General features: G+C 58.2%; 15 protein-coding genes and 1 tRNA gene. 5 read left to right on the top strand and 11 right to left on the bottom strand.

What is annotated here, in order from left to right; genetic code table 11:
• Nucleotides 1–24: 24 nt before the first annotated feature.
• From yegS to J0X15_RS14190, 4 genes are all read left to right on the top strand, one after another.
• The gene (yegS, locus tag J0X15_RS14175) at nucleotides 25–945 is read left to right on the top strand and encodes a lipid kinase YegS (RefSeq protein WP_206942043.1); all 921 of its coding nucleotides are present in this window, start codon (nucleotides 25–27) and stop codon (nucleotides 943–945) included.
• A 143-nt stretch (nucleotides 946–1,088) separates the two neighbouring features.
• Nucleotides 1,089–2,837: a thiamine pyrophosphate-requiring protein gene (locus J0X15_RS14180; RefSeq protein ID WP_206942045.1), complete on the top strand. Its 1,749-nt coding sequence runs from the start codon at nucleotides 1,089–1,091 to the stop codon at nucleotides 2,835–2,837.
• 54 nt (nucleotides 2,838–2,891) lie between these two features.
• Nucleotides 2,892–3,977: a glycosyltransferase family 61 protein gene (locus tag J0X15_RS14185; RefSeq protein WP_209015344.1), complete on the top strand. Its 1,086-nt coding sequence runs from the start codon at nucleotides 2,892–2,894 to the stop codon at nucleotides 3,975–3,977.
• Nucleotide 3,978: 1 nt separating this feature from the next.
• Complete coding sequence (locus J0X15_RS14190; RefSeq protein ID WP_206942047.1) at nucleotides 3,979–4,881, top strand: alpha-1,2-fucosyltransferase; 903 nt, start codon at nucleotides 3,979–3,981, stop codon at nucleotides 4,879–4,881.
• A 16-nt stretch (nucleotides 4,882–4,897) separates the two neighbouring features.
• Here the strand turns inward: J0X15_RS14190 and J0X15_RS14195 are convergent, their stop codons facing one another.
• From J0X15_RS14195 to J0X15_RS14210, 4 genes are all read right to left on the bottom strand, one after another.
• Complete coding sequence (locus tag J0X15_RS14195; protein WP_206942049.1) at nucleotides 4,898–5,848, bottom strand: glycosyltransferase family 2 protein; 951 nt, start codon at nucleotides 5,846–5,848, stop codon at nucleotides 4,898–4,900.
• Nucleotides 5,849–5,893: 45 nt separating this feature from the next.
• On the bottom strand, nucleotides 5,894–6,979 hold the full coding sequence (locus tag J0X15_RS14200; protein ID WP_206942051.1) for a glycosyltransferase family 4 protein: 1,086 nt from the start codon (nucleotides 6,977–6,979) through the stop codon (nucleotides 5,894–5,896).
• A 98-nt stretch (nucleotides 6,980–7,077) separates the two neighbouring features.
• Nucleotides 7,078–7,278 carry a hypothetical protein gene (locus J0X15_RS14205; protein ID WP_206942055.1) on the bottom strand — a complete coding sequence of 67 codons (201 nt, stop codon included), beginning with the start codon at nucleotides 7,276–7,278 and terminating at the stop codon, nucleotides 7,078–7,080.
• 164 nt (nucleotides 7,279–7,442) lie between these two features.
• A tRNA-Arg gene (locus tag J0X15_RS14210) sits at nucleotides 7,443–7,519 on the bottom strand.
• A gap of 994 nt (nucleotides 7,520–8,513) precedes the next feature.
• Between J0X15_RS14210 and J0X15_RS14215 the strand changes: the two genes are divergently transcribed.
• Nucleotides 8,514–10,523 carry a GGDEF domain-containing phosphodiesterase gene (locus tag J0X15_RS14215; RefSeq protein WP_206942063.1) on the top strand — a complete coding sequence of 670 codons (2,010 nt, stop codon included), beginning with the start codon at nucleotides 8,514–8,516 and terminating at the stop codon, nucleotides 10,521–10,523.
• Between the two features lie 85 nt (nucleotides 10,524–10,608).
• Here J0X15_RS14215 and gyrB read toward each other — a convergent pair whose 3' ends face one another.
• From gyrB to mutM, 7 genes are all read right to left on the bottom strand, one after another.
• On the bottom strand, nucleotides 10,609–13,062 hold the full coding sequence (gene gyrB / locus J0X15_RS14220; RefSeq protein WP_206942072.1) for a DNA topoisomerase (ATP-hydrolyzing) subunit B: 2,454 nt from the start codon (nucleotides 13,060–13,062) through the stop codon (nucleotides 10,609–10,611).
• Nucleotides 13,063–13,217: 155 nt separating this feature from the next.
• On the bottom strand, nucleotides 13,218–14,339 hold the full coding sequence (gene recF / locus J0X15_RS14225) for a DNA replication/repair protein RecF (RefSeq protein ID WP_206942073.1): 1,122 nt from the start codon (nucleotides 14,337–14,339) through the stop codon (nucleotides 13,218–13,220).
• 73 nt (nucleotides 14,340–14,412) lie between these two features.
• The gene (gene dnaN, locus J0X15_RS14230; RefSeq protein ID WP_206942075.1) at nucleotides 14,413–15,531 is read right to left on the bottom strand and encodes a DNA polymerase III subunit beta; all 1,119 of its coding nucleotides are present in this window, start codon (nucleotides 15,529–15,531) and stop codon (nucleotides 14,413–14,415) included.
• A 162-nt stretch (nucleotides 15,532–15,693) separates the two neighbouring features.
• Nucleotides 15,694–17,178, bottom strand: a complete 1,485-nt coding sequence (dnaA, locus tag J0X15_RS14235; RefSeq protein WP_206942077.1) for a chromosomal replication initiator protein DnaA — start codon at nucleotides 17,176–17,178, stop codon at nucleotides 15,694–15,696.
• Between the two features lie 1,261 nt (nucleotides 17,179–18,439).
• The gene (rpsT, locus tag J0X15_RS14240) at nucleotides 18,440–18,706 is read right to left on the bottom strand and encodes a 30S ribosomal protein S20 (RefSeq protein ID WP_206942079.1); all 267 of its coding nucleotides are present in this window, start codon (nucleotides 18,704–18,706) and stop codon (nucleotides 18,440–18,442) included.
• Between the two features lie 182 nt (nucleotides 18,707–18,888).
• On the bottom strand, nucleotides 18,889–19,662 hold the full coding sequence (locus tag J0X15_RS14245) for an enoyl-CoA hydratase (RefSeq protein WP_206942081.1): 774 nt from the start codon (nucleotides 19,660–19,662) through the stop codon (nucleotides 18,889–18,891).
• Nucleotides 19,663–19,757: 95 nt separating this feature from the next.
• Complete coding sequence (mutM, locus tag J0X15_RS14250) at nucleotides 19,758–20,654, bottom strand: bifunctional DNA-formamidopyrimidine glycosylase/DNA-(apurinic or apyrimidinic site) lyase (RefSeq protein WP_206942083.1); 897 nt, start codon at nucleotides 20,652–20,654, stop codon at nucleotides 19,758–19,760.
• Nucleotides 20,655–20,865: the final 211 nt, after the last annotated feature.

Genomic DNA, 20,865 nt, shown 5'->3' on the forward strand with positions numbered 1-20,865 from the left:
GCGCAACCTTGGGAGTCTGACCGGATGGCGTCTGAAACAGCGTCTACAAGTAACATTCGTATCATCTTGCATGGCAAGGCATCTGCCCGAGAGGATATCCGCCTGTCGATCGCTAAGCTGCGCGAGCAGGGGCATCATGTTTCCGTCAGGGTGACCTATGAAGCCGGAGACACAGCACGTTTGGCTCGTGAGGCCGTGCAGGAGGCTGAGATCGAAGCCATTGATGTGCTGGTGGCGGGAGGCGGCGATGGCACGCTGAACGAGGTCGCAGGCGCCGTGTGTGCGGTCACCGATGGCGCACCACCGTTTGACCTTGCGGTTCTACCGCTCGGAACGGCGAATGATTTTGCCCGCAGCATCGGCATTGATCCGGCTGATATCGATGGCTGCCTGAGGTATGCGGCCGAAGGTACGGCATGCCCATTAGACATTGGCCGCGTGAACTCTTCGTACTTCGTCAACATGGCGACGGGGGGCTTTGGTGCCCGGGTGACGGCCGAGACAGATCCGCGACTTAAGAAGCTGTTCGGAGGGGTTTCCTATCTCTTCGCTGGCCTGCAGAGGGTGGGGGAGATGTCGGCCTGTTCCGGTCGCATCACCGCTGACGGTTTTGACTGGCAGGGAAACTTTGTCGCCCTGGCATTGGGCAATGGCCGCCAGGCGGGTGGAGGGGTTCAACTCTGCCCGAATGCGAAATTCGATGATGGCCTGATTGACCTCGCACTGCTTCCTGTTCCGGAAAGTGGCGAAGTCTCTGAGCTTTTCGGCGAGTTGGTTGAGGGCGGACCAGAAGGCTTGCGTCGGCGAATGATCACCCACAGGGCGGCCAGCTTTCTCATGGAAGGCGACGAAGATTTGCAGCTTAACCTGGATGGCGAGCCCTTGAAGGCCAATCGCTTTGAGATCGCCGTATTGCCCGGCGCGCTGAATTTTCGCCGACCTTAGGAGAGGTTCAGAAGCGGGAATGCTGTGCCACTTGGCGGCACGAGTTGTTCCGAGGCCTTCGTGGAATCATTTCTCTCCTGTATGGGCTGAGCCAACAGTTACAGGTTCGCGCGCTGCCATGGCGTGCCTTCAGGAGATTTTTCATGTCGACCACTCCGCAGGATACGCTTCAAGCTCAAGGTTCGGCGACGGGCGTAGAGACCATGACCGCCGGGGGCGCCCTTCTGGCGCGGCTCAAGACATTGGGCGTCGACTACATCTTCGCTAACTCCGGCACCGATTTTCCGCCGATCATCGAAGGTCTGGCCGAAGCCCGCGCCAAGCAGATTGACCTGCCGGAAGCACTGATCATGCCGCATGAACATGCTGCGATGGGCATGGCGCACGGCTATTATTTCGCTACTGGCAAAGCGCAAGCGGTGATGGCGCATACCAATGTTGGCTTGGCCAATTGTGCCATCGGTGCAATCAATGCTGCGACCGACCACGTGCCGATGCTGTTGTTTTCGGGCCGCACACCTGTTGTCGAGCGTGACCGCCTTGGCGCCCGTACTGTACCTATCGGCTGGGGCCAGGAAATGCGCGACCAGGCAGCGCTCGTGCGGGAAGCCTCGAAGTGGGACTACGAATTGCGGTTCCCGGAGCAGGTCGCCGAGATGACCGACCGTGCCTATGCGATTTCCACGTCCGCGCCCAAGGGCCCCGTTTACATGAGCCTGCCGCGTGAGGTTCTTTGCGAGCCTTGCCCGGTGTCTGAGCTGGCTGGCGCGCCTGCCATGGCCAGCGCGCAGGTCGGCGTCCATGCCGGAGCGATTGCCGAAGCGGCAAAGCTGATTGCAAATGCGGAAAAGCCGCTGATCATCGCGCAACGCGGCACTGGCTCTGCGGAGGCTTTCGACGTCTTTTCCAAGTTGGTCGATGATTGGGGGATTGCCGTTTCGCAATATTGGGCGGTCCAGCTTGCCCTGCCAACTCGCCACCCGATGAATCTGGGTGCCGATCTTGAGCCCTACATCTCGGAAGCAGACGTCATCGTGGTACTGGATTGTCTCGCGCCCTGGGCTCCGGACTCGCACAAGCTTAAGCCGGGTACCAAGGTCATTCAGATCGGTCAGAACCCCCTCTATTCTCGCTCCCCGGTTCGTAACTTCCGCAGTGATCTGACGATCATGGCAGAGACCGCCGACGCGGTCCTCGCTCTGAGCGAGGCCCTCAGCCCATATGTGGAGGGAACGAGTGATGTGCGGGCTCAGCGGCGCAGTTCTGTTGCTGCGCACACGGCGAAGCTGCTGGTAAAGGTTGATGCGGCTGCAGAAGCAGGCGGGCGTGATCCGATGTCCAAGGCCTATGTCGCCAAATGTCTGTCCGATGCGATCCAGGGCAAACCGACGACGGTACTGTCGGAGCTTGGCTGCCCCATGGCGCAGCTCGATCTGAAAGAGCATGGAGCCTGGTTCCAGGAGCCTCATTCTGGCGGCCTTGGCTGGTCATTCCCCTGTGCGCTGGGCTATCAGCTGGCCGACAAGAAGCGCCTTGTGGTCGCGACGCTGGGTGACGGGTCCTACATGTTCGCCAATCCCGTGGCCTGTCATCAGATTGCGGAGAGCCTCGGGCTGCCGCTTCTTCTGCTGGTGCTGAACAATGCAGAGTGGGGTGCGGTACGCCATTCAGTTACGGGCATCTATCCCGATGGCTATGCAGCCAAATCCAACGATATGCCACTGGTCGATCTGAGCCCGAGCCCGGACTTCACCAAAGTGGCGGCAGCAAGCCGAGCATGGACAGCCTCTGTGACGGATCCGTTAGAGTTGCCGAAAGTTCTGGCCGATGCCATCCGTCACATTGAGGAAAATCGCACCCAGGCACTGGTCGAAATCAAGATTGGCGGGTAGGTCTTGAGGCCAGAGCGGATGCCGGACTGACCGGCGCAGTGAGGCTTTTCCACGATGAGTTACCCCTTTCGGGATCACTACCATCGCACCCGCAAAGCGCTGGGCGGAGTCTTGAACGGCCTTTGGCCGCGCAATGATTTTGCCCGGCTGGCCCATCCGCTGCAGGAGCTTCGCAAACCCATTGCTTCCGATGCAGGGCCGGCTATCCTGCCCGATCAGGCGAAAACGTTCCTGCGCGAGTGGGCGACCCGAGAGGATACAGAGGCTGTCTATCGAATGGTTCGGCCGTGCACGGTCGACCCGAAGATGGGGATCCTCTTTTCTCAAGGCCGCGTGCTCTGGGGATCCAGCGACCAGCCCGAGCGCGAGCGCAACCCGCGCTTCTTCTCTCATGTGAAGGCCCCGGCGCGGCGCTTCCCCGCGGCCATCCTTCTGCATCATGTGCACGGCGACAATTACTTTCATTTCTTTCTCTATGTGTTGAGCAAGGCGGCCGTTGCCGATCTTCACGACGTGCCAGGGAATGTTCCCCTGCTGGTGCCTGCTCGAACGGCGCAGACGGCTTTTTTTCATCAGGCTCAGGAACTTGGCGTCTTTGGAGACCGGAAGGTTATCGTGCAGGGCAAACAGGAGGTTGTCGAAGTCGAGACGGCCTATGTGGTGCGGGCTTTCTTCAATCATCGGCCCTACTACGACTGGATATGCCAGGGTCTCCGGGCCGGCGGACGACCGGAGGCGCGTCGCCGGATCTTCGTTTTGCGCGGTGAGTCGGCGGCTAATGGACGTCAGTTTCGCAATCAGCAAGAGGTCAATACGCTTGCAGTCCAACATGGCTTTGAGCTGATCGACCCTGGTCATCTGAGCCTGCGTGAGCAGGCTGATATTTTTTCCGAGGCCGTCGTGATTGCAGGCGCCCATGGGGCAGGACTAACCAACCTGATTTTTCGTACTGGTACCCAATGCCATATCATCGAGCTTTTCAGCCCTTCCATGGGGTCGCCGCATTACTACATGCTCGCCAAAGAGCTGGGCTTTACGTATCAGAGTCTCATGACCGAAGATCCGCGTGGCCGCGATTTTACCGCCAGCACGCAGGTGGACCTGGCAGCATTGGAAGAAGCCTTCAGAAGGCTGAATTGAGATGACCGATCAGACCGTAGCATCGCCCAATTTGCGCAAGGCCATCATCGTCAAGCTGCAGGGCGGCTTGGGAAACCAGATCTTCCAGTACATGGCGGGCCGTGCCCTTTCCGATCTTCGCGCCGCGCCGCTCTATTGTCTTGTCGACGAGGGCAATGTGCATGCGTCACAGCTGGAGCTGGTGGGCCTTACCCCCGCCTATGTTTCCCTCCCAGACTACATGATCCGGCGTGGCCGCAAACGTCGTGACAGTTTGCCGATGGATTTTGTCCGCAGCACTCTGAAACTGTGGCCTGTGACCCCGGTGCGCGAGCCTCACTTTCACTACTGGGATGGCCTGTTTGATCAGCAAGCCGGCTGTCTTCTGACGGGCTATTGGCAGAGCCATAAATATTTGGAGAAGCTGACCTGCCCGGTGAATGAGCTGATCGACATCAACGGCATCTTGCAGACAGTCGCGCCCGAAGCCCAGGCTCTTGTCGAGGAGGGCAATACGGTTTGTGTTCATATCCGCCGGGGTGACTACCTGAAGGAGCCTTCTGCATTGGCGGTCCACGGCATCATTGGGCCTGAGTATTACGAACGGGCCCGCACTCTGATGGACGCGGCGCAAGCGCCAACGCGCTACCTGGTGTTTTCAGATGACACGGCGCTTGCGCGCGAGGCTTTGGGTCATTGGCCCAACACCACATTCATGGACCGGCGCAGGCAGGAACAGGATCTCGCCCTGATGAGCCGGTGCCGACATCACATCATTGCAAACAGCAGCTTCAGCTGGTGGGGTGCGGCACTGGCATCTCACACTTCGCAGACAGTTGTTGCCCCGCGCTACTGGTTTACACCCCAGGCCCTGCGCAAGAATTATGTCCTCGATTTGATACCGGATGACTGGGTTCTGCTTTGAGGCGTATTGTTCGGAATCAATGACCATCGAGTTGGTCGTAGAAGCCCTTCTGGCCACGGGTGAGCCCATACCAGTTGCCAGCCCCACGAGCCAGGCGCAGTCGCGCGCGAAAATAGCGGCCCTGCGCGTTCTCATTGCCGACTTTCCAGGCGAGCCAGTGAAATCCCGACAGAAGGCTTCCGCCAACGATACGGCGCAGCCCCTTGAGGCCGAACTTCAGGCATGCCCTGGCAAAGCCCGATCGCTTGCAGGCAACTTGCGCGTGGGCTGCTGCCTGAGAATGAACCATCTGGATCAAGCGCTCCGGCCGAACGCGATTGGCTGAGACGGTCTCCTCGACACTGGCTGCTGGGGTCCAGACAATCTTGTGGCCGCGCCCGCTGGCGCGCTCGAAAAAGTCGAGATCCTCGTAGCCGTGTCGCAAGTCTTCGTCGAACCGCAGCGGCGCAGAACCTGAGATTAGCTCTCGGGAGAACAGCACATTGTTGGTCGATGCCCGCGACAGAACGGTGCCGTCCGGGTCGCTTGAGCCCGTGTCACGCGGCCACCAATCGGGTTGAGGGGCTTCATAGTCCTTGGTGACTGCACCATAGCTGACATCTGCGGAATGACGTGTAACTGATGCCATATGGCTGCCCAGCCAAGCCTCATCAGCCACTTCATCATCATCGATCAGCGCAATCCAGTCGAAGCCATGGTTTTTGGCTTCTCGCAAACTGCGGTTGCGAGCAAAGGGAATGCCGCGTTTGGGTTCCAGAACGTGATGAATAGGGATCTGCGTCTCTACTTGAAGGGCCTCAATTGCCGGTAGGGATCGCGGCTCGGTATCATTCTCCACCACGCAGATTTCAACGCTCCAGCCTGTCTGGATTGGCTGGGCGATGAGAGAACGCAGGCAGCGGACCAGCATTTGGGGCCTGCCTGCCGTGCAAACCATAATGCCGATACGAGAGGGGGAAGTTGTCATCGGATTGCTTGCCTGGAAGTCGGGTCGGGAGATCTTGTATGCGTTCTACTGGCCGCCGGCGAGCTTTACCAGCAGGTCGTCGGTTTCACCGGACACCACTGCGATCTGAAGCGCATCGAGAGCTCGTTTTCGCCCTGCGGCAGCCAGGGAAGCCCGAGCCTCATCATCGCTCATTAGCTGCAGGATGGCCTGTCGTAGCCGATCCTTGAAATCGTCTGCGTCTGGGTTCTCGAGAAGCAGAGCTCCATTCCCCGCCGCTTGCTGGGTTCCGCCTTGCGCCGTGGCGATGGTTGCACAGCCGCAAGCCATGGCCTCGACCACAGCGCGGGGGAAACCTTCCTTGACGATCGAGGGCAGGGCAGCGATGGACGCAGTGCCGAGCTCGAACCGTACCTGCTCGGATGTGAGGTTCTGCAGGATATCAATGCCGTTGATGCGTTTCGTCACGCCTGTCAGATGCCGCGCGAACACCTGCTCCGCCTCGGTTTGTACCCCAAGAACCAGTTTTAGCCGCCAGCCCATGGCATCAGGGTGCTTTGACAGGTCAGCGAAGGCGTTGATCAGCGGCAGCAGCCCCTTGTCCTCGCGGGCGCGGCCCACGTAGATCAGATGGAGGGATTTCTCCAAGGGGCACCAATGACGCGTATCGACGCCGTTATAAATGACCTGCGAGCTGGCTTCGAATTGAGGAAACTGCAGCAGGAATTGATCCCGGATGAAATCCGAAACGAAGATGATCCGGCGAAACCTTTGAAATTGAAGCTCTTTGAGCCAGCGTGAGAAGGCGGATCTCTGTTGTTTCAGCAGCCCATGGCGGTGCAAAATGACAGGCATCGGGGCCATTGCCTTGGCGATCCTGGCGGCCGTCTCCGGATGTTGGTGCACGATGATCACGTCCGGCCTGTCGGCCTTCAGAGCCTTGACGAAACCGGAGGTCAGCTGTCGTTGTGAGCGGCCTTCGACAGCGCGAAAATCCACGCCTTCAAAGGGTGCATCCAGGTTTTCGCCGAGCACATAGGTCTGGTCGCGAAACCGACTGGTCTGCCACAAGTCATGTGCCACGATGTCGATGGAAGTCGCGCCGTTGGGGCCGAAGTGCATGCCGCGCGGCAGAACAATGGCAACTTTCATGGCGCGCAGCCTACGCGCACAGGGCAGGTCATATTTGAGCTCATACAACGGGTTCTAGCGTGGGCAGATCAGCCCGTCCAGCAAGCCTGTGGCGTTGCTCACTGTTGGTCGTCGTCATCCTCCCCGTCGGGGATTGCCATGGAGACGGCCCCGCCGACGACCTTGGTGCTGGTGGAGACGGTTGTGCCGACGACGCTCGCCGTGGTGCCGACCACGGCACCGGTCACGGCAACGACGGCACACCCCGGCAGGGAGAAGGCAAGGATCAAAAGCAGAACTGAAGACAGAAAAGGGCGCATGCAACATCCGAAAGTCTTTAAAGAGACCTCAGCCTTAACCGTAATTCCTTTGCAAACAATGACGATTGCCGGCCTCAGATTCTGACTGCTGCGCAGAACTGGCACGGAATGAGAACCACAGCACAGTTCATGTCGTCAGGCGCAATTATATCTCTGAGAGAATTTGGTGCACCCGACAGGATTCGAACCTGTGGCCTCTGCCTTCGGAGGGCAGCGCTCTATCCAGCTGAGCTACGGGTGCTTGCCGTGCGTTTCGGGATATTCCCGGCGCAATGTTCCGACCTGATAGCGCAAAGACCGATCGGCATCAATTGCTTTCTTTCTCTTTTGGACAGCAATGCTGGGCGGAGGCGAACCTAAGCGACGCCGGCCAGTCTGTCCGTTGAAGAAACTGCGGCTTGCACACAGCGGATGCCAATGATTATCCGGACGAAAGGCAGAAGACGGGCCACGGTCTGGAGCACATGAACGGCGACGCATACAATCCATCCGCTCATGTCGAACGTACACGTCGTGCAGAGGAGCCGGGCATTTTTGGGATGCACTGCAGAAAGCGATGTGTGGCTTGATCAGAATGAGCGGAGAGCTCGCGCAAACCCTGGGGAATGTAATCTCGCTGCCCAGCAGATCGATGGAGAAAGAGCAGGGAGATGTAAAAATTTGAGGAACAAAAAAATAAGGCGCGGGGGCTGAACCCCGCGCGCTAAGTAAAAGTGCACGTGGCCCCATCGACCACGGCGCAAGTGTAACCGGATATTACCCCTATGTCATTATCAGACCGCAAAAGTTATCTCCGTCTGCCTGCGTGCGTCTATGAACGGTGCCTCGGGTGCAGTTTTCCGCATTCTGTCATGACGTTAAGGACGTTGGGGCGACGAGAATTTGCCGCGTCTCAGACGGAATAATCCACGCCTTATCCTAAGGTATAAGATAGGGCTTATCGCTCGATTTCGGGCAAGTATCTGATCTTTCATGTGACCTGCATTTTGCAATATTGGAGTGTTTAATATTTGTTAACCATACAAAATCATAGGCTTGTGGGAAGAAATCATGTGATGCAAAAAGCGCCTGTAAATATGTTAGTACTTCCCCCAATAGTTAATGGCGTTGATGGTATTTTTGTATTGAGCGCTATTTGATGCGGTAAGTCTTCAAAAGGGGGTGGTCTGATGAAAGTCAGGCAACAATCTACTTTTGACGAGTCGTCAAAAAGCGCTCGTTCAAATCATGAGTTATTGCCTGCCATCTACACTTCTCTCCTGGAGGGGCTGCCGATCGCTGCGGGTATATTTACTCAGAAGGGCAAGATCATTGCGACGAACCATGCCCTTTTGGATCGGTTCAAGCGACCGTTGTCCCTCGGTGCGCCTTCGGCGATGGCCGACCTGTTTGATGCCGCCTCCCATGAAAAATTGCTGCATGGTGTGCTCCTGGCCGTCGGCGGGCAGCCTTCGGAATGTATCGGGGTCTTTTCCTCTCTCGATGGCGTGCCAGTGGCTGGGGAGGCAACGTTCAATCCCTTGCCATTGCCCGGCGTGGACGAAGCGTTTGTGCTGATGCAATTGCGCGATGCTGCGGCGGACGATTATGCGGAGACGCAGTTCGCGTTCTCCAGCAAAGGGTTTCCGGATCAACTGATTTCGTTCTCGCGCGATGAGACGCCAGCGCTGTGTTGCCGGAAGCTGGTGAGTGTCACGGGGCAGCAGGTTCCGCAGGATCAGCTTGAACAGGTCATGGAAAGCATTCGCCAAGGCGATACCCGGACATTCTATCTGCGTCAGGATGGTGTGGACCATGCCCCGGACAGAGGCTGCTTATGCACGGAAGTCCGCCTGTTCCCCGGCGAAGGGGGCGGGCGCTGTCCGGTCTGGGCGGCCGTTCGCCCGGATGTGCCTTGCCCGCAAGAGATTGAGGAAAATCGCCGTCTCGCCTATCAGGATGGCCTGACCGGATTGGCCAACAGACGCGCTTTTCTGTCCGGGCTCGAGCAGCAGCTGGATGAAAAGGCACTTGAGGGAAACTCGCTTCTTGCGGTGCTCTGCATTGATCTGGACGAGTTCAAAAAGGTCAATGACCTGGGCGGTCACGCCGCCGGGGATGAGATGCTCCAGCTCGTGGCCCGCTGTCTCGACCGACTGGTGGTCAAATGTGGACAGGCTGCGCGCATCGGAGGCGATGAGTTTGCCGCTTATGCGTGGGTGGAGACGGAAGCCGATGCAATCGAGTTGGCTCAATCGATCTGTGAAGGCTTGTCTGAGATCGCTTTGACACGGGGTGAGCGCATTTTCACCGTGGGCGGCTCGGTCGGCGTTTCGCTTCTTGGAGAAAATACGGAAGCAGCCAGCGTAGAAGTGCCCGACTTGCTGCATCATGCGGATTCCATATGCTTGCGTGGCAAACACAATGGCGGCGGCAATACTGCGCTGGAGTGGTTCAGGAAGGTTCCGCAGTTGCCGTCGATGGACGGGGCGCCTGCTGCTGTGCCTCCGCAGCTGAGCGATCTGGCGATGGTTCCGGACTTCATCGACCTGAAGTTGGAAGACCTTGAGCTTCACGCCATGCCCATCGTGCGTCTCGCAGACCTGAGGCCGGTCGGACTGGAAGTTCTCCTGAGGCGACGGGAAGAGGATCTGGGGCAGACCTCTCCCAGACGTTTGCTCGCAATGGCGGATCGTCGGGGGTGGCTTGCTCAGGTGGATACCTGGATCATGGATCAGGTGATCGACACGGCAACGGCGGGTGGTGAACGTAGTATGGTTGGAGTGAATGTTTCCGCCGCGGCGGCTAGCAGCGAGGGTCTGCGGGATCTGTTGCAAGCCAGACTGCAGGGAAACCCGCTCCTCGCAGGGCGCCTTTGCATTGAGGTCTCAGAACGTGACCTTCTGCGCGAGCCGGACTTGATGGTGTCTTTTCTCCAGCAGGTAACCGAGTTGGGGTTCCAGACGGCGCTGGATGATTTCAGCGGTCATTGGTCGAGCATGGACCGGCTGATCGGACTTCGGTTTTCATGGGTAAAGCTGAACCCGAGCCTGACCAAGGCAGCACTTGGTCAGCGCCGCAAGCTGGTGCTTTTGCGCTGCATGGTCGGCGCATTACACGAGCTGGGCGTCAAGGTTGTCGCCAAGCATGTGGAAACACTGCAGGAGTTGGAAGCCCTGAAGGAGATTGGCGTGTGGGGTGGCCAAGGCTATCATATTGGACATCCAAGCCCATGGACCGGCGGCTTCGAGCTGCGCCAGGGGTAACCCGATTTCGCCGACGGCGCACGAAAAAGCCGGCTCCTTAACAGGGCCGGCTTTTGCAATTCGGTGGAGTGAAGCCTGAGTTGTATCAGATGTCCAGATTTGCGACGTTCAGGGCATTGTCCTGAATGAACTCGCGACGCGGCTCGACTTCATCGCCCATCAGCTTGGTGAAGATGCTGTCGGCATCATCGGCTTCACGGATTTTCACCTGCAGCAGAGAGCGGACATTCGGATCGAGTGTTGTTTCCCAAAGCTGATCCGGGTTCATTTCGCCCAGGCCTTTGTAGCGCTGCAGCGCGATGCCTTTCTGGCCGAACTTGTAAACTTCGGACAGCATGGCGCGGGGCCCACGAATATCCTGGTAGGTATCCTTGCGGCGAAGGTTCGCAGCCTTGCCGTAGATTTCCTGCAGATGCGGCGCATGGGCATCGAGCCGTCGTGCGTCGGTCGAGGCCAGAAGGGCAGGGTCAATGATGGCCACTTCGTCGACGCCACGCACGGTGCGCTTGAACACCAGGCTGCCGTCTTCACGGGCCTCGCCTTCCCAGCCTTTTTCAAATTCTTCTGCTAGAATGTCGAGGCGCCGCGCGATGTAGTCGGCAGCTTCCTTGGCTTTCTCGGTGTCGTTCAGCACATCTTCGTTCATGGCACCGGCGATGGCTGCCTGTTCCACCACATCCCGATTATAGCGAGAGTGCAGGCCGTCGAAGATGCCGGAGATTGTGCGAGCCCGTTCAACCACCTGACGCAGGTCCTGACCATTGCGCACTTCGCCGTTGGCAAGGGTCAGGGACGTGTCATCCAGGCCGGTGTCAATCAGGTAGTTCTCCAGGGCGTTCTGGTCTTTCAGATACTGCTCGGACTGGCCACGCTTCACTTTGTAGAGCGGTGGCTGGGCGATGTAGATGTAGCCGTTTTCGACCAATTCGCGCATCTGTCGGAAGAAGAAGGTCAGCAGCAGTGTCCGGATATGGGCGCCGTCGACGTCGGCATCCGTCATGATGATGATCTTGTGATAGCGCAGCTTCTCGACGTTGAACTCTTCCTTGCCGATCCCCGTGCCGAGCGCTGTGATCAGCGTGCCGATTTCGTTGGAAGACAGCATCTTGTCGAAGCGCGCACGCTCGACATTGAGAATCTTGCCTCGTAGCGGCAGAACGGCCTGGTTCTCACGGTGACGACCCTGCTTTGCAGAGCCACCAGCGGAATCACCCTCCACCAGGAACAGTTCGGCTTTGGAAGCGTCCCGCTCCTGGCAATCGGCCAGCTTGCCGGGCAGGGATGCAATATCCAGTGCGCCTTTGCGGCGGGTCAGTTCACGTGCCTTGCGGGCGGCTTCGCGCGCGCTGGCAGCTTCAACAACCTTGGCGATGATCGCTTTGGCTGGAGCCGGGTTTTCTTCGAGCCACTCTCCCAGTGCCTGAGAAACGGCGTTTTCGACAACCGGGCGAACTTCGGACGACACCAGCTTGTCTTTGGTCTGAGACGAGAATTTCGGATCCGGCACTTTGACCGACAGAACGCAGGTCAGGCCTTCTCGGCAATCTTCGCCCGTGGGGGAGACCTTTTCCCGTTTCAACACGCCGGAGGTCTCGGCATATCCCGTCAGCTGACGGGTGAGTGCCCCACGGAAGCCGGCGAGGTGTGTTCCGCCATCGCGTTGGGGGATATTGTTGGTGAAACAAAGGACATGCTCGTGATAGCTGTCATTCCACCACATGGCGACTTCAACCGTGATGCCGTCGCGTTCGACCTGCAGTGTCACGGGTGTCTCGATCAGCGGGTGCTTGGCGCGGTCAAGATAGCGTACAAAGGCTTCCAGTCCGCCCTCGTAGTAGAGCTCTTCCACGCGCTCCTCGACGCCCCGCTTGTCGGTCAACAGGATGCGAACGCCGGAGTTGAGGAACGCCAGCTCGCGCAAGCGGTGCTCCAGGGTGTTGAAGTCGAAATCAGTCTTGGTGAATGTGTCGGAGGACGGCAGGAACGTGACTTCCGTCCCCTGCTTGCCATTCGCCGGTCCGACGACCTCAAGCGGTCCCACGGCGTCGCCGTGAGAAAAACGCATGAAATGCTCTTTGTCCTTGCGCCAGATGCGCAGGTCGAGCCGAACGGACAAGGCGTTCACCACGGAGACCCCAACACCGTGCAGGCCGCCTGAGACCTTATAGGAATTTTGATCGAATTTTCCGCCGGCATGCAGCTGAGTCATGATGACTTCCGCTGCCGACACACCTTCCTCGGTGTGCATGTCGGTCGGAATACCACGACCATTATCGTTGACGGTGACAGAGCCATCTGCGTTCAAGGCAACAGTCACCCGATCTGCGTGACCTGCAAGTGCTTCGTCGATGGCGTTGTCGACCACCTCATAGACCATGTGATGCAGGCCGGAGCCATCGTCCGTATCGCCAATATACATCCCCGGGCGTTTGCGGACGGCATCAAGACCTTTTAGGACCTTGATCGAGTCCGCACCGTATTCGGCGGGAACCTGTGCGTCTGCGGACGGGGTGGTGTCGGGCGTGGAGGTGTCGCTCATGCGAATCGGTCACTCATGGGTCTTTGGAATTAAACACCCGTTATAAGGGGTTGGTCAGGGTGTTCAACCACGCAAAAGTGGCGGTGGTAAGAGCGGCCTTAAAATCGTGGAAAACCCAGCGATATAGCCGTTATTTTTGACCTGTCTCAGCTTCGTCAGGACCAGGTTAGCGCGGTTGCACCCTCATCATCGATCCGAAAGATTGAACTCTGCGGCGGCAGCGCCTCGAAAAGGCTGGCATCCGTGCCTGTCATGAACACCTGTCCGCCCAATTTCAACAGGGTGTCGAACAGGGATTTTCGACGCTCCGGATCGAGGTGCGCGGCCACTTCATCGAGCAGGAGAACGGGAGTTTGCCCGGTCATGCGCTCCGTCAGGTCGGCGTGGGCCAGGATGAGTCCGATGAGCAGCGCTTTTTGCTCGCCGGTCGACGATTGAGCGGCAGGCATGTCTTTGGCCGCATGGTGTACGGCGAGATCGCTCAGGTGTGGACCCAAAAGCGTTCGTCCCGCAGCTCTGTCACGCGGGCGGGCATCACTCAGCGCCTGCATATACAGGTCTTCCGCGTCTACCGCGGGCATCGCTGTAAACTGAGCCTCGAATTGTCCCTCCAGCGAGAGCGATGCGCGTGGAAAGGCAATTTGCGGCCGTTCCTGCTCGGCCAGGGTCGCACTCAAAAGTCGAACGGTCTCGTTACGGGCAGAAGAAACCGCCATGCCGAGACTGGAGACTTGTCGCTCGATGGCACTTAAAACGTCAGCTCGGCCGCCCTGTTCCAGCAGCCTGTTGCGTTGGCGCAAAGCCTTGTCGAAGTCGGTGACCCGTCGCCCGTGAGCTGGGTCCAACGACAGCGTCAGGCGGTCAAGAAATCTCCGGCGATCGCCGCCGGGGCCCGTGAACAGACCGTCCATGGAAGGCACGAGCCAAAGCACGCGCAGGTAATCCAGCAGCGCTTCGGAAGACTTGGCATCCTCACCGTCAATGCGGACGCGGCGACCACTTTCGCCGCTCGCCAGGCCAGTGCCGACACGGTGTTCGTAGCCATCCCGGTCGACCCGCGCAGCAAGGCTCCACCCGCCCGGTCCAGACATGCGGGCGACGCTTGCGAGCGTGGCCCGGCGCAGGCCGCGTCCAGCTGTAAGAAAGGAGATGGCTTCCAGGATGTTGGTCTTGCCGATCCCATTGTTGCCGACAAAGGCGACCAGAGGCTGATGAAACGCAAGGTCCAGCTGCTCGTAATTTCGGAAATCGGTCAGTGTCAGGCGGGTTAACACCACCCACCTCCGGTTTTTGAAAGGAAGTAGAAGGCCATGCCGCAGCCGATGGCAGCAACATGGCAATCATTTGTGACTAGACGCGCATCGGCATCAGAACGAACAGGCACTCATCGACGGTGCTGTCCTGAATGAGCGTCGGAGAGCCGGAATCCGCCAGACGGAACAGGGCTGTGTCGCTGTTCAGTTGATTGGCGATGTCGAGGAGGTAGCGGGAGTTGAAGCCGATTTCCATGCTGTCAGAGTCATACTCGACGGAGAGTTCTTCCGTCGCGCTGCCTGAATCCGGGTTGTTCACGGTCAGGACCATGCGTCCTTCAGAGAGAGACAGCTTCACAGCCCGACCACGCTCGGAGGAAATGGTCGACACGCGGTCGACGGCTTCCTTGAACTCGTCCCGGTCTACGCGCAGTTCCTTGTCGTTGCCCTGAGGAATGACCCGACCATAGTCTGGGAACGTTCCATCAATCAACTTTGAGGTCAAAACGATAGAGGCTGTGACAATGCGGATCTTGGTTTCCGACAGCTCAATTTGTACTTCGGCGTCGGGCGTCTCCAGAAGCTTCTGGATTTCGCCGACCGTCTTGCGCGGCACGATGATGCCCGGCATGCCGGCAGCGCCTGATGGTGCGGGCACTTCAGCCTGCGCCAGGCGGTGTCCGTCTGTTGCAACGGCCCGGAAGCGACTGCCGGTTTCCGTGTCCACCGTGTGCATGTAGATCCCGTTTAGGTAATAGCGGGTCTCTTCAGTGGAAATGGCGAATTGGGTTGTGTCGATGAGCTTGCGGATATCGCCGGCTGTCAGCGGGAATGTATGGGTGAACTCCGCGGCAGTCAGGTCCGGAAAGTCGGTTTCCGGCAGCATCTGCAGCTGGAACCTTGAGCGACCGGCCCGAATTTCAAGCGTGGCATCGTCGCTGGTCGTCTCAAGTACCACCTGGGACCCGTCCGGCAGTTTGCGGACGATGTCATAGATCATGTGGGCGGGAACGGTCGTCGCTCCCGGCTGCTCGACCATCGCCGGAATGGTTTCCTGAATCTCCAGATCCAGGTCCGTGGCTTTCAGCTTGAGCGCGCCAGACTCTGCCCGCAGAAGAACGTTGGACAGGATCGGGATTGTGTTACGGCGCTCGACAACCCGATGCACGTGGGTCAGGGACTTGAGGAGGTCGGTCCGCTCGAGGGTCGCTTTCATACGCATGGTCCGTACTCAGGGGGGCCGGGGAAGCCCGGCCACGTGAATTTAACGATGTTCCGGAAGGGGAACGAGGGGGAAGACACTGCCCCGTAGTCCGGTCAAATGCAAGAGGGCGTCCCAGGAGACGCCCTCTGATTTTTCTAATAATTCCGGATTATTTTACGCATCCAGCATGCGCTTCAGCAGCTCAAGCTCCTGCGACAGTCCGGTGTCTGTACGAGCCAGCTCTTCGATCTTGCGAACTGCATGTAGAACCGTTGTGTGATCCCGGTTGCCGAAGCGACGGCCGATTTCCGGCAGCGAACGCGGGGTCATTACTTTGGCCAGATACATTGCGATTTGGCGCGGACGCACGATGGTGCGGGTCCGACGGGCCGACAGCAGGTCGGCTTTGGTCACATTGTAGTGCTTGGAAACGACGCGCTGAATGTCTTCGATTTTTACCCGACGTGGTTCGCTGGAGCGAATAAGGTCCCGTAAGGTCAGTTCGGCCATATCCTGGGTAATAGGATGATTGGTGAGCTGATTATGGGCGATCAGACGGTTCAGGGCGCCTTCGAGATCCCGACCAGAGGACACGACGTGGCGGGCCACGTAATCGAGTACGTTCTCCGGTACTTCGAAATTGGCATAAGTCCGCTGGGTCTGCGAAACGCGCGTCGTGAGAATGTTTCGGCGAAGCGAGAAGTCAGGTTCCTGGATGCCGACGACCAGACCACCGGAGAGGCGTGAGCGTACCCGGTCGTCAAGGGTATCGAGTTCGGATGGGGTGCGGTCGGCAGCAACGATGACTTGGCGTGCACCATCGATGAGCGCATTCAGCGTGTGGCAGAATTCCTGTTGTACCTGCTTGCCGTGCAGGAACTGCATGTCATCGATCAAGAGGAGATCGATAGTGCGCAGGGTTTCCTTGAATGCCAGGGCGGACTGAGCCTTTAGAGCCGCAACAAACCGATACATGAAGTGCTCGGCAGTCAGATAGAGCACCTTGCGACCAGATGCTCGAACCTTGGCGGCAACGGCCTGCATGAGATGGGTTTTGCCTAGTCCGACGGACGCATGCAGATAAAGCGGATTGAAGGTGACGGGGCTGCCAGAGGCAACCTGTCGGGCAGCGGCAAGCGCAAGGCCGTTGGAGTCCCCTTCGACAAAGGTTTCGAACGTGTACTTCGGATCAAGAGCAGCGCCCTGCAAAACGTCGCGTGCGGCGTCGCTGCTGGCATCGATCCGGCCGACGCCGACAGCCGCAGTCGCAGCCTGCGCATCGACAACCGGATTGATCGGCGTATAGCCGTCCATGCGGTTCTCTGATCCTGGAATTTTCGGGCGCTTGGGAGCAGAAAGGCTCTTGGTAGCCGGTGTTGCCGTCGGACGGGGGCGCATCGCGCCACGCACTGTCAGTTCTATCCGATGGACGCTTTCGCACTCGCCTTTCCAGAGACCGACGAGTTGATCGTTATAATGGGACTGGATCCACTGCTTGAGAAAGCGAGTGGGAACCGACAGACGGATGGTGCCGTCGCTGTGGTCTTCCAGGTCTACACGTGCAAACCAGCTGGAGAAGACATCTTCTCCCAGTTCAGCGCGGAGCCGTTTTTTCACACGGTTCCAGTGTTCAGAGCCTACTGCCTCCTGAACCTGCATATCTTCCGCCTCCTGTTTGTTGGAGCGATCCGCCACAGCCGCTCCGCTTTGCCCTAGCCACTTATGTGACTGTTATGCGGCCCCATGAGTTGGGGCCATTCTTGTTTTGCTCCACTTGGGGAGCTGATTGGATATGTTCTCACATACCGCAGCCTGATCCCGCCCAATGGACTGGGCCGGTTCTGTCCGGGTTAGCCGGGTAAAGTCTGCAGACTTGGCACCTTCTCGGGGCGCAACCCGTGTGGTTGCGTCGCTGCCGCTCAAGGTAGCTGACCAGGCGATTTTGGCTCCGTCTTTGGACCTCGGAACCCGCCGGTTGGAGCGGCACAAAACGTCGATCTGGGGCTCTAGGTCAAGTCCTTTCTTGAGGAAAATTTCGCGTGTCGTAAAATTCCGCAAGACTCCCAGCTCACTGGGCCTGAATTTTTTATTTTTGCCGACCGAAATTTCGACCGCACGAACCCCGTTTGAGTTGATGACCTGCTCATTTTTGCTTTCAGCCTTCGCGCCACCACCCGTCGGACGTGTCATGCTCAGAGAGCGAGCCATTCCGGCCAGTGCTGGAGTGGTGAAGCTTGTATAGCTGCCCAATATGTTCCGGCGATGGCACAAAGAAAGACCTCCTGGAAATAGCGCTATGCTAGATCCGGTGAAAAATTCGAGCAAATTTGTTGGGGGTTCTACGTCAGTCTAAAGTCAAACGGGCTGGAGTGAGAATACAGAACTGTATTCGCTCCAGAGAGTCCTGGGTGGATACATTAAATAATTCTTTTGCAAATTTATCATATCTAGCCCAAGTGTTCTTGCTTGTTTATTTGTTGCCGCGATCACTTCCAACCGGGTCCATTAAACATATACAGGCTGGCTAAACGCAGCAAGCAGCCCTGATGAACAAATCCGTGGCATGTCGAAAACGGACGTAGGGGAAGGTCGGCGCTGAAATTCGATCAGAACGCGGCAAATCCTTTTGCTCGCAACGGATTTTCGGCTTCACGCATCTGCTCAAGCGTTAAGCTGTGAGGATGAAAAAAAATCTATCTGATTTTTCTTGACTCAATTCGAATCCTGCATCTGCGCCTATGTGCTTTGGCACATAGGTGTAAGTATTTGAAAAATAGGTTAAAATTCTGCCATTCTGGAGGTTAGGCAAAACTCCGTAGCAGGAATGCGAAAGATCAGGTTTCTACCTAGTCATTAATGCCCGGCTAACAAAAAACCCGGCTTCTCAGCCGGGTTCTTTAACCGTCAATGCAGCGCTGAATTAGGCGCTGATCGCCTTTACGCGGGCGCTCAAGCGAGACACCTTGCGGGAAGCGGTATTTGCGTGAAGTACGCCTTTCGACGCGGCACGCATGATTTCCGGCTGAGCAGCCTTCAGTGCCTCGCTCGCGGAAGCCTGGTCGCCGGAAGCAATAGCTTCTTCGACTTGACGCAGGTATGTCCGCACGCGGCTCCGACGAGCTCTGTTCGTGGCCGTCTGGCGGGCAATCTTGCGGGCCGCCTTCTTGGCCGAGGGTGTGTTGGCCATGGGCTCAATCCTGATCCAAAGGTGGAACTGTAAGTCCAGTTATAGGTCGAAACTGACATCAATCCGGAGGAAAGATACGGCTCCGATTAAAAAACAACGGCGGCAGATTTTCCGCCACCGGTTGGGCGCCGCTTATAGTCGTGGATTTTGCCTCCGTCAACGCCAAAGCGCGCAGGAAAGAGTCATTTGTTGGCAAACTGCGGTTTCCGCTTGTCGATAAAGGCTGTCATCCCCTCTTTCTGGTCTTCCGTCGCAAACATGCTGTGAAACAGCCGCCGCTCGAATCTCAGGCCCTCAGTCAGGGTGGTCTCATAGGCGCGGTTGACACTTTCCTTGGTCATCATCGCGATCGGCAACGAGAAACCGGCGATTTTGTCGGCCGCTTTCAACACTTCGTTCATCAAATCAGATGCCGCAACGACACGTGCCACAAGACCGCTGCGTTCTGCTTCCTCGGCGTCCATCATCCGGCCGGTGAGGCACAGATCCATCGCCTTGGACTTGCCGATCAATCGGGTCAGGCGTTGCGTGCCGCCGGCACCAGGCATCACGCCCAGGGAAATTTCCGGCTGTCCGAACTTGGCGGTGTCGGCGGCGATGATGAAATCACACATCATGGCCAGCTCGCAGCCACCGCCGAGGGCATACCCGGCGACGCCGGCGATGATCGGCTTGCGGGTGCGAGAAACCTGTTCCCAACTGGCGATGAAGTCACTGAGGTAGGCATCGATGAAGTTGAGCTCGGCCATCTCCTTGATGTCAGCCCCTGCCGCGAAGGCCTTCTCCGACCCGGTCAGCACCATGCAGCCGATCTTGTCGTCGGTCTCGAACTGGGTGAGCGCCTGGTTCACTTCGTCGATTAGCGCTGCGCACAATGCGTTCAACGCTTGCGGTCGGTCCAGGGTGATGACCCCTACATGGCCTTTGGTTTCCACCCGGATATGCTCATAACCCATGGCTTGCTCCATCTGTCTTGGGTGCCGATGACGCGGCGTGGCGCCGTCTGAGGCTGTTACAAGCCGTAGCTGAAGGACTGTTGGCTTGCAACGGCCTAGCGTTGGCAGGTCGGACAATAGAAAGTCGAGCGCCCGGACTGGACAATTCGGGTGATGATTCCATTGCACTCCGTCTTCTGGCAAGGCTCGCCTTCTCGGTCGTAGACCTTGAAGCGATGCTGGAAGTAGCCCAGCGTGCCGTCGGCTTGCCGGTGATCGCGCAGGCTCGAACCGCCTGCCTCGATGGCTTCCTCCAGCGTCTCGCGGATGTGCCGGGCGAGGTTTTCTGTTCGCTGGGTTGTTCTGCCTGACTTTCCGCTAATCGATCCAGCCTGGCGTTTCGGGCTGAGTCCGGAGCGCCACAGTGCTTCGCAGACATAAATGTTGCCCAGTCCGGCGATCAGCTTCTGGTCGAGCAAAGCAGCCTTCAACGGCGCGGCCTTGCCTGCGAAAAGTCGGGAGATCGTCGCGCCGTCCAGTGCATTGCCCAGAGGCTCAAGCCCGATGGCGGCGAAAAGCGGATGACTGTCGAGCTCGGCTCGCGCTGCCAGCAACATGAAACCGAAACGGCGCGGATCGTTGTAGATCACCCGGGTCGGGGCACCGCTGGCGGTCTTCAGATGAAAGACGACGTGATCGTGTTTGTCGTCCTTGGAGCGGTCGAGAGCGAATGCACCGGGCATCAGCGGGTCGGTGCTGCCGGCTTCGATCCGAAAGGAGCCGGACATGCCAAGGTGCATGATCAGCACCGCGCCGCTGTCGAGATCCGCCAATAAATATTTGGCACGTCTGGAGAGCGAGATGATCTTGCGATCGGCGAGACCGGCGATGAAATCATCAGGAAAGGGAAAGCGGAGATTCGGACGTCTTTGCTCCACCTCGGTGATCGTGGCCCCTTCAAAACTGGACAAAAGGCCGCGGCGGACGGTCTCCACCTCAGGCAACTCGGGCATTCGCATTGGTCCACTTCTGTTCGTGTTATGGGGAACATAGCCACGCTGAAGCGGTTGTTCTATGGTCGCCCGGCGGAATTGTCGTTCCTCTGGCTTGCATTTTGCCTCCACCCGGTGTGAAAAGCGGCCAAGAAGGATGTTCTGTCCGAAGCTTCTGCGGGCATACGCTGCCGGCAGTCTCGCGGAAATGTCCGCACCCAAGGAGATCTAG

The sequence above is a fragment of the Roseibium limicola genome (assembly GCF_017313085.1).
Lineage (GTDB): Bacteria > Pseudomonadota > Alphaproteobacteria > Rhizobiales > Stappiaceae > Roseibium > Roseibium limicola.

Bases quoted from the DNA above. Each gene is read 5' to 3' on its own strand.
- yegS (WP_206942043.1), top strand. From the start codon at position 25: ATGGCGTCTGAAACAGCGTCTACAAGTAACATTCGTATCATCTTGCAT.
- J0X15_RS14180 (WP_206942045.1), top strand. From the start codon at position 1,089: ATGTCGACCACTCCGCAGGATACGCTTCAAGCTCAAGGTTCGGCGACG.
- J0X15_RS14185 (WP_209015344.1), top strand. From the start codon at position 2,892: ATGAGTTACCCCTTTCGGGATCACTACCATCGCACCCGCAAAGCGCTG.
- J0X15_RS14190 (WP_206942047.1), top strand. From the start codon at position 3,979: ATGACCGATCAGACCGTAGCATCGCCCAATTTGCGCAAGGCCATCATC.
- J0X15_RS14195 (WP_206942049.1), bottom strand. From the start codon at position 5,848: ATGACAACTTCCCCCTCTCGTATCGGCATTATGGTTTGCACGGCAGGC.
- J0X15_RS14200 (WP_206942051.1), bottom strand. From the start codon at position 6,979: ATGAAAGTTGCCATTGTTCTGCCGCGCGGCATGCACTTCGGCCCCAAC.
- J0X15_RS14205 (WP_206942055.1), bottom strand. From the start codon at position 7,278: ATGCGCCCTTTTCTGTCTTCAGTTCTGCTTTTGATCCTTGCCTTCTCC.
- gyrB (WP_206942072.1), bottom strand. From the start codon at position 13,062: ATGAGCGACACCTCCACGCCCGACACCACCCCGTCCGCAGACGCACAG.
- dnaN (WP_206942075.1), bottom strand. From the start codon at position 15,531: ATGAAAGCGACCCTCGAGCGGACCGACCTCCTCAAGTCCCTGACCCAC.
- dnaA (WP_206942077.1), bottom strand. From the start codon at position 17,178: ATGCAGGTTCAGGAGGCAGTAGGCTCTGAACACTGGAACCGTGTGAAA.
- rpsT (WP_206942079.1), bottom strand. From the start codon at position 18,706: ATGGCCAACACACCCTCGGCCAAGAAGGCGGCCCGCAAGATTGCCCGC.
- J0X15_RS14245 (WP_206942081.1), bottom strand. From the start codon at position 19,662: ATGGGTTATGAGCATATCCGGGTGGAAACCAAAGGCCATGTAGGGGTC.
- mutM (WP_206942083.1), bottom strand. From the start codon at position 20,654: ATGCCCGAGTTGCCTGAGGTGGAGACCGTCCGCCGCGGCCTTTTGTCC.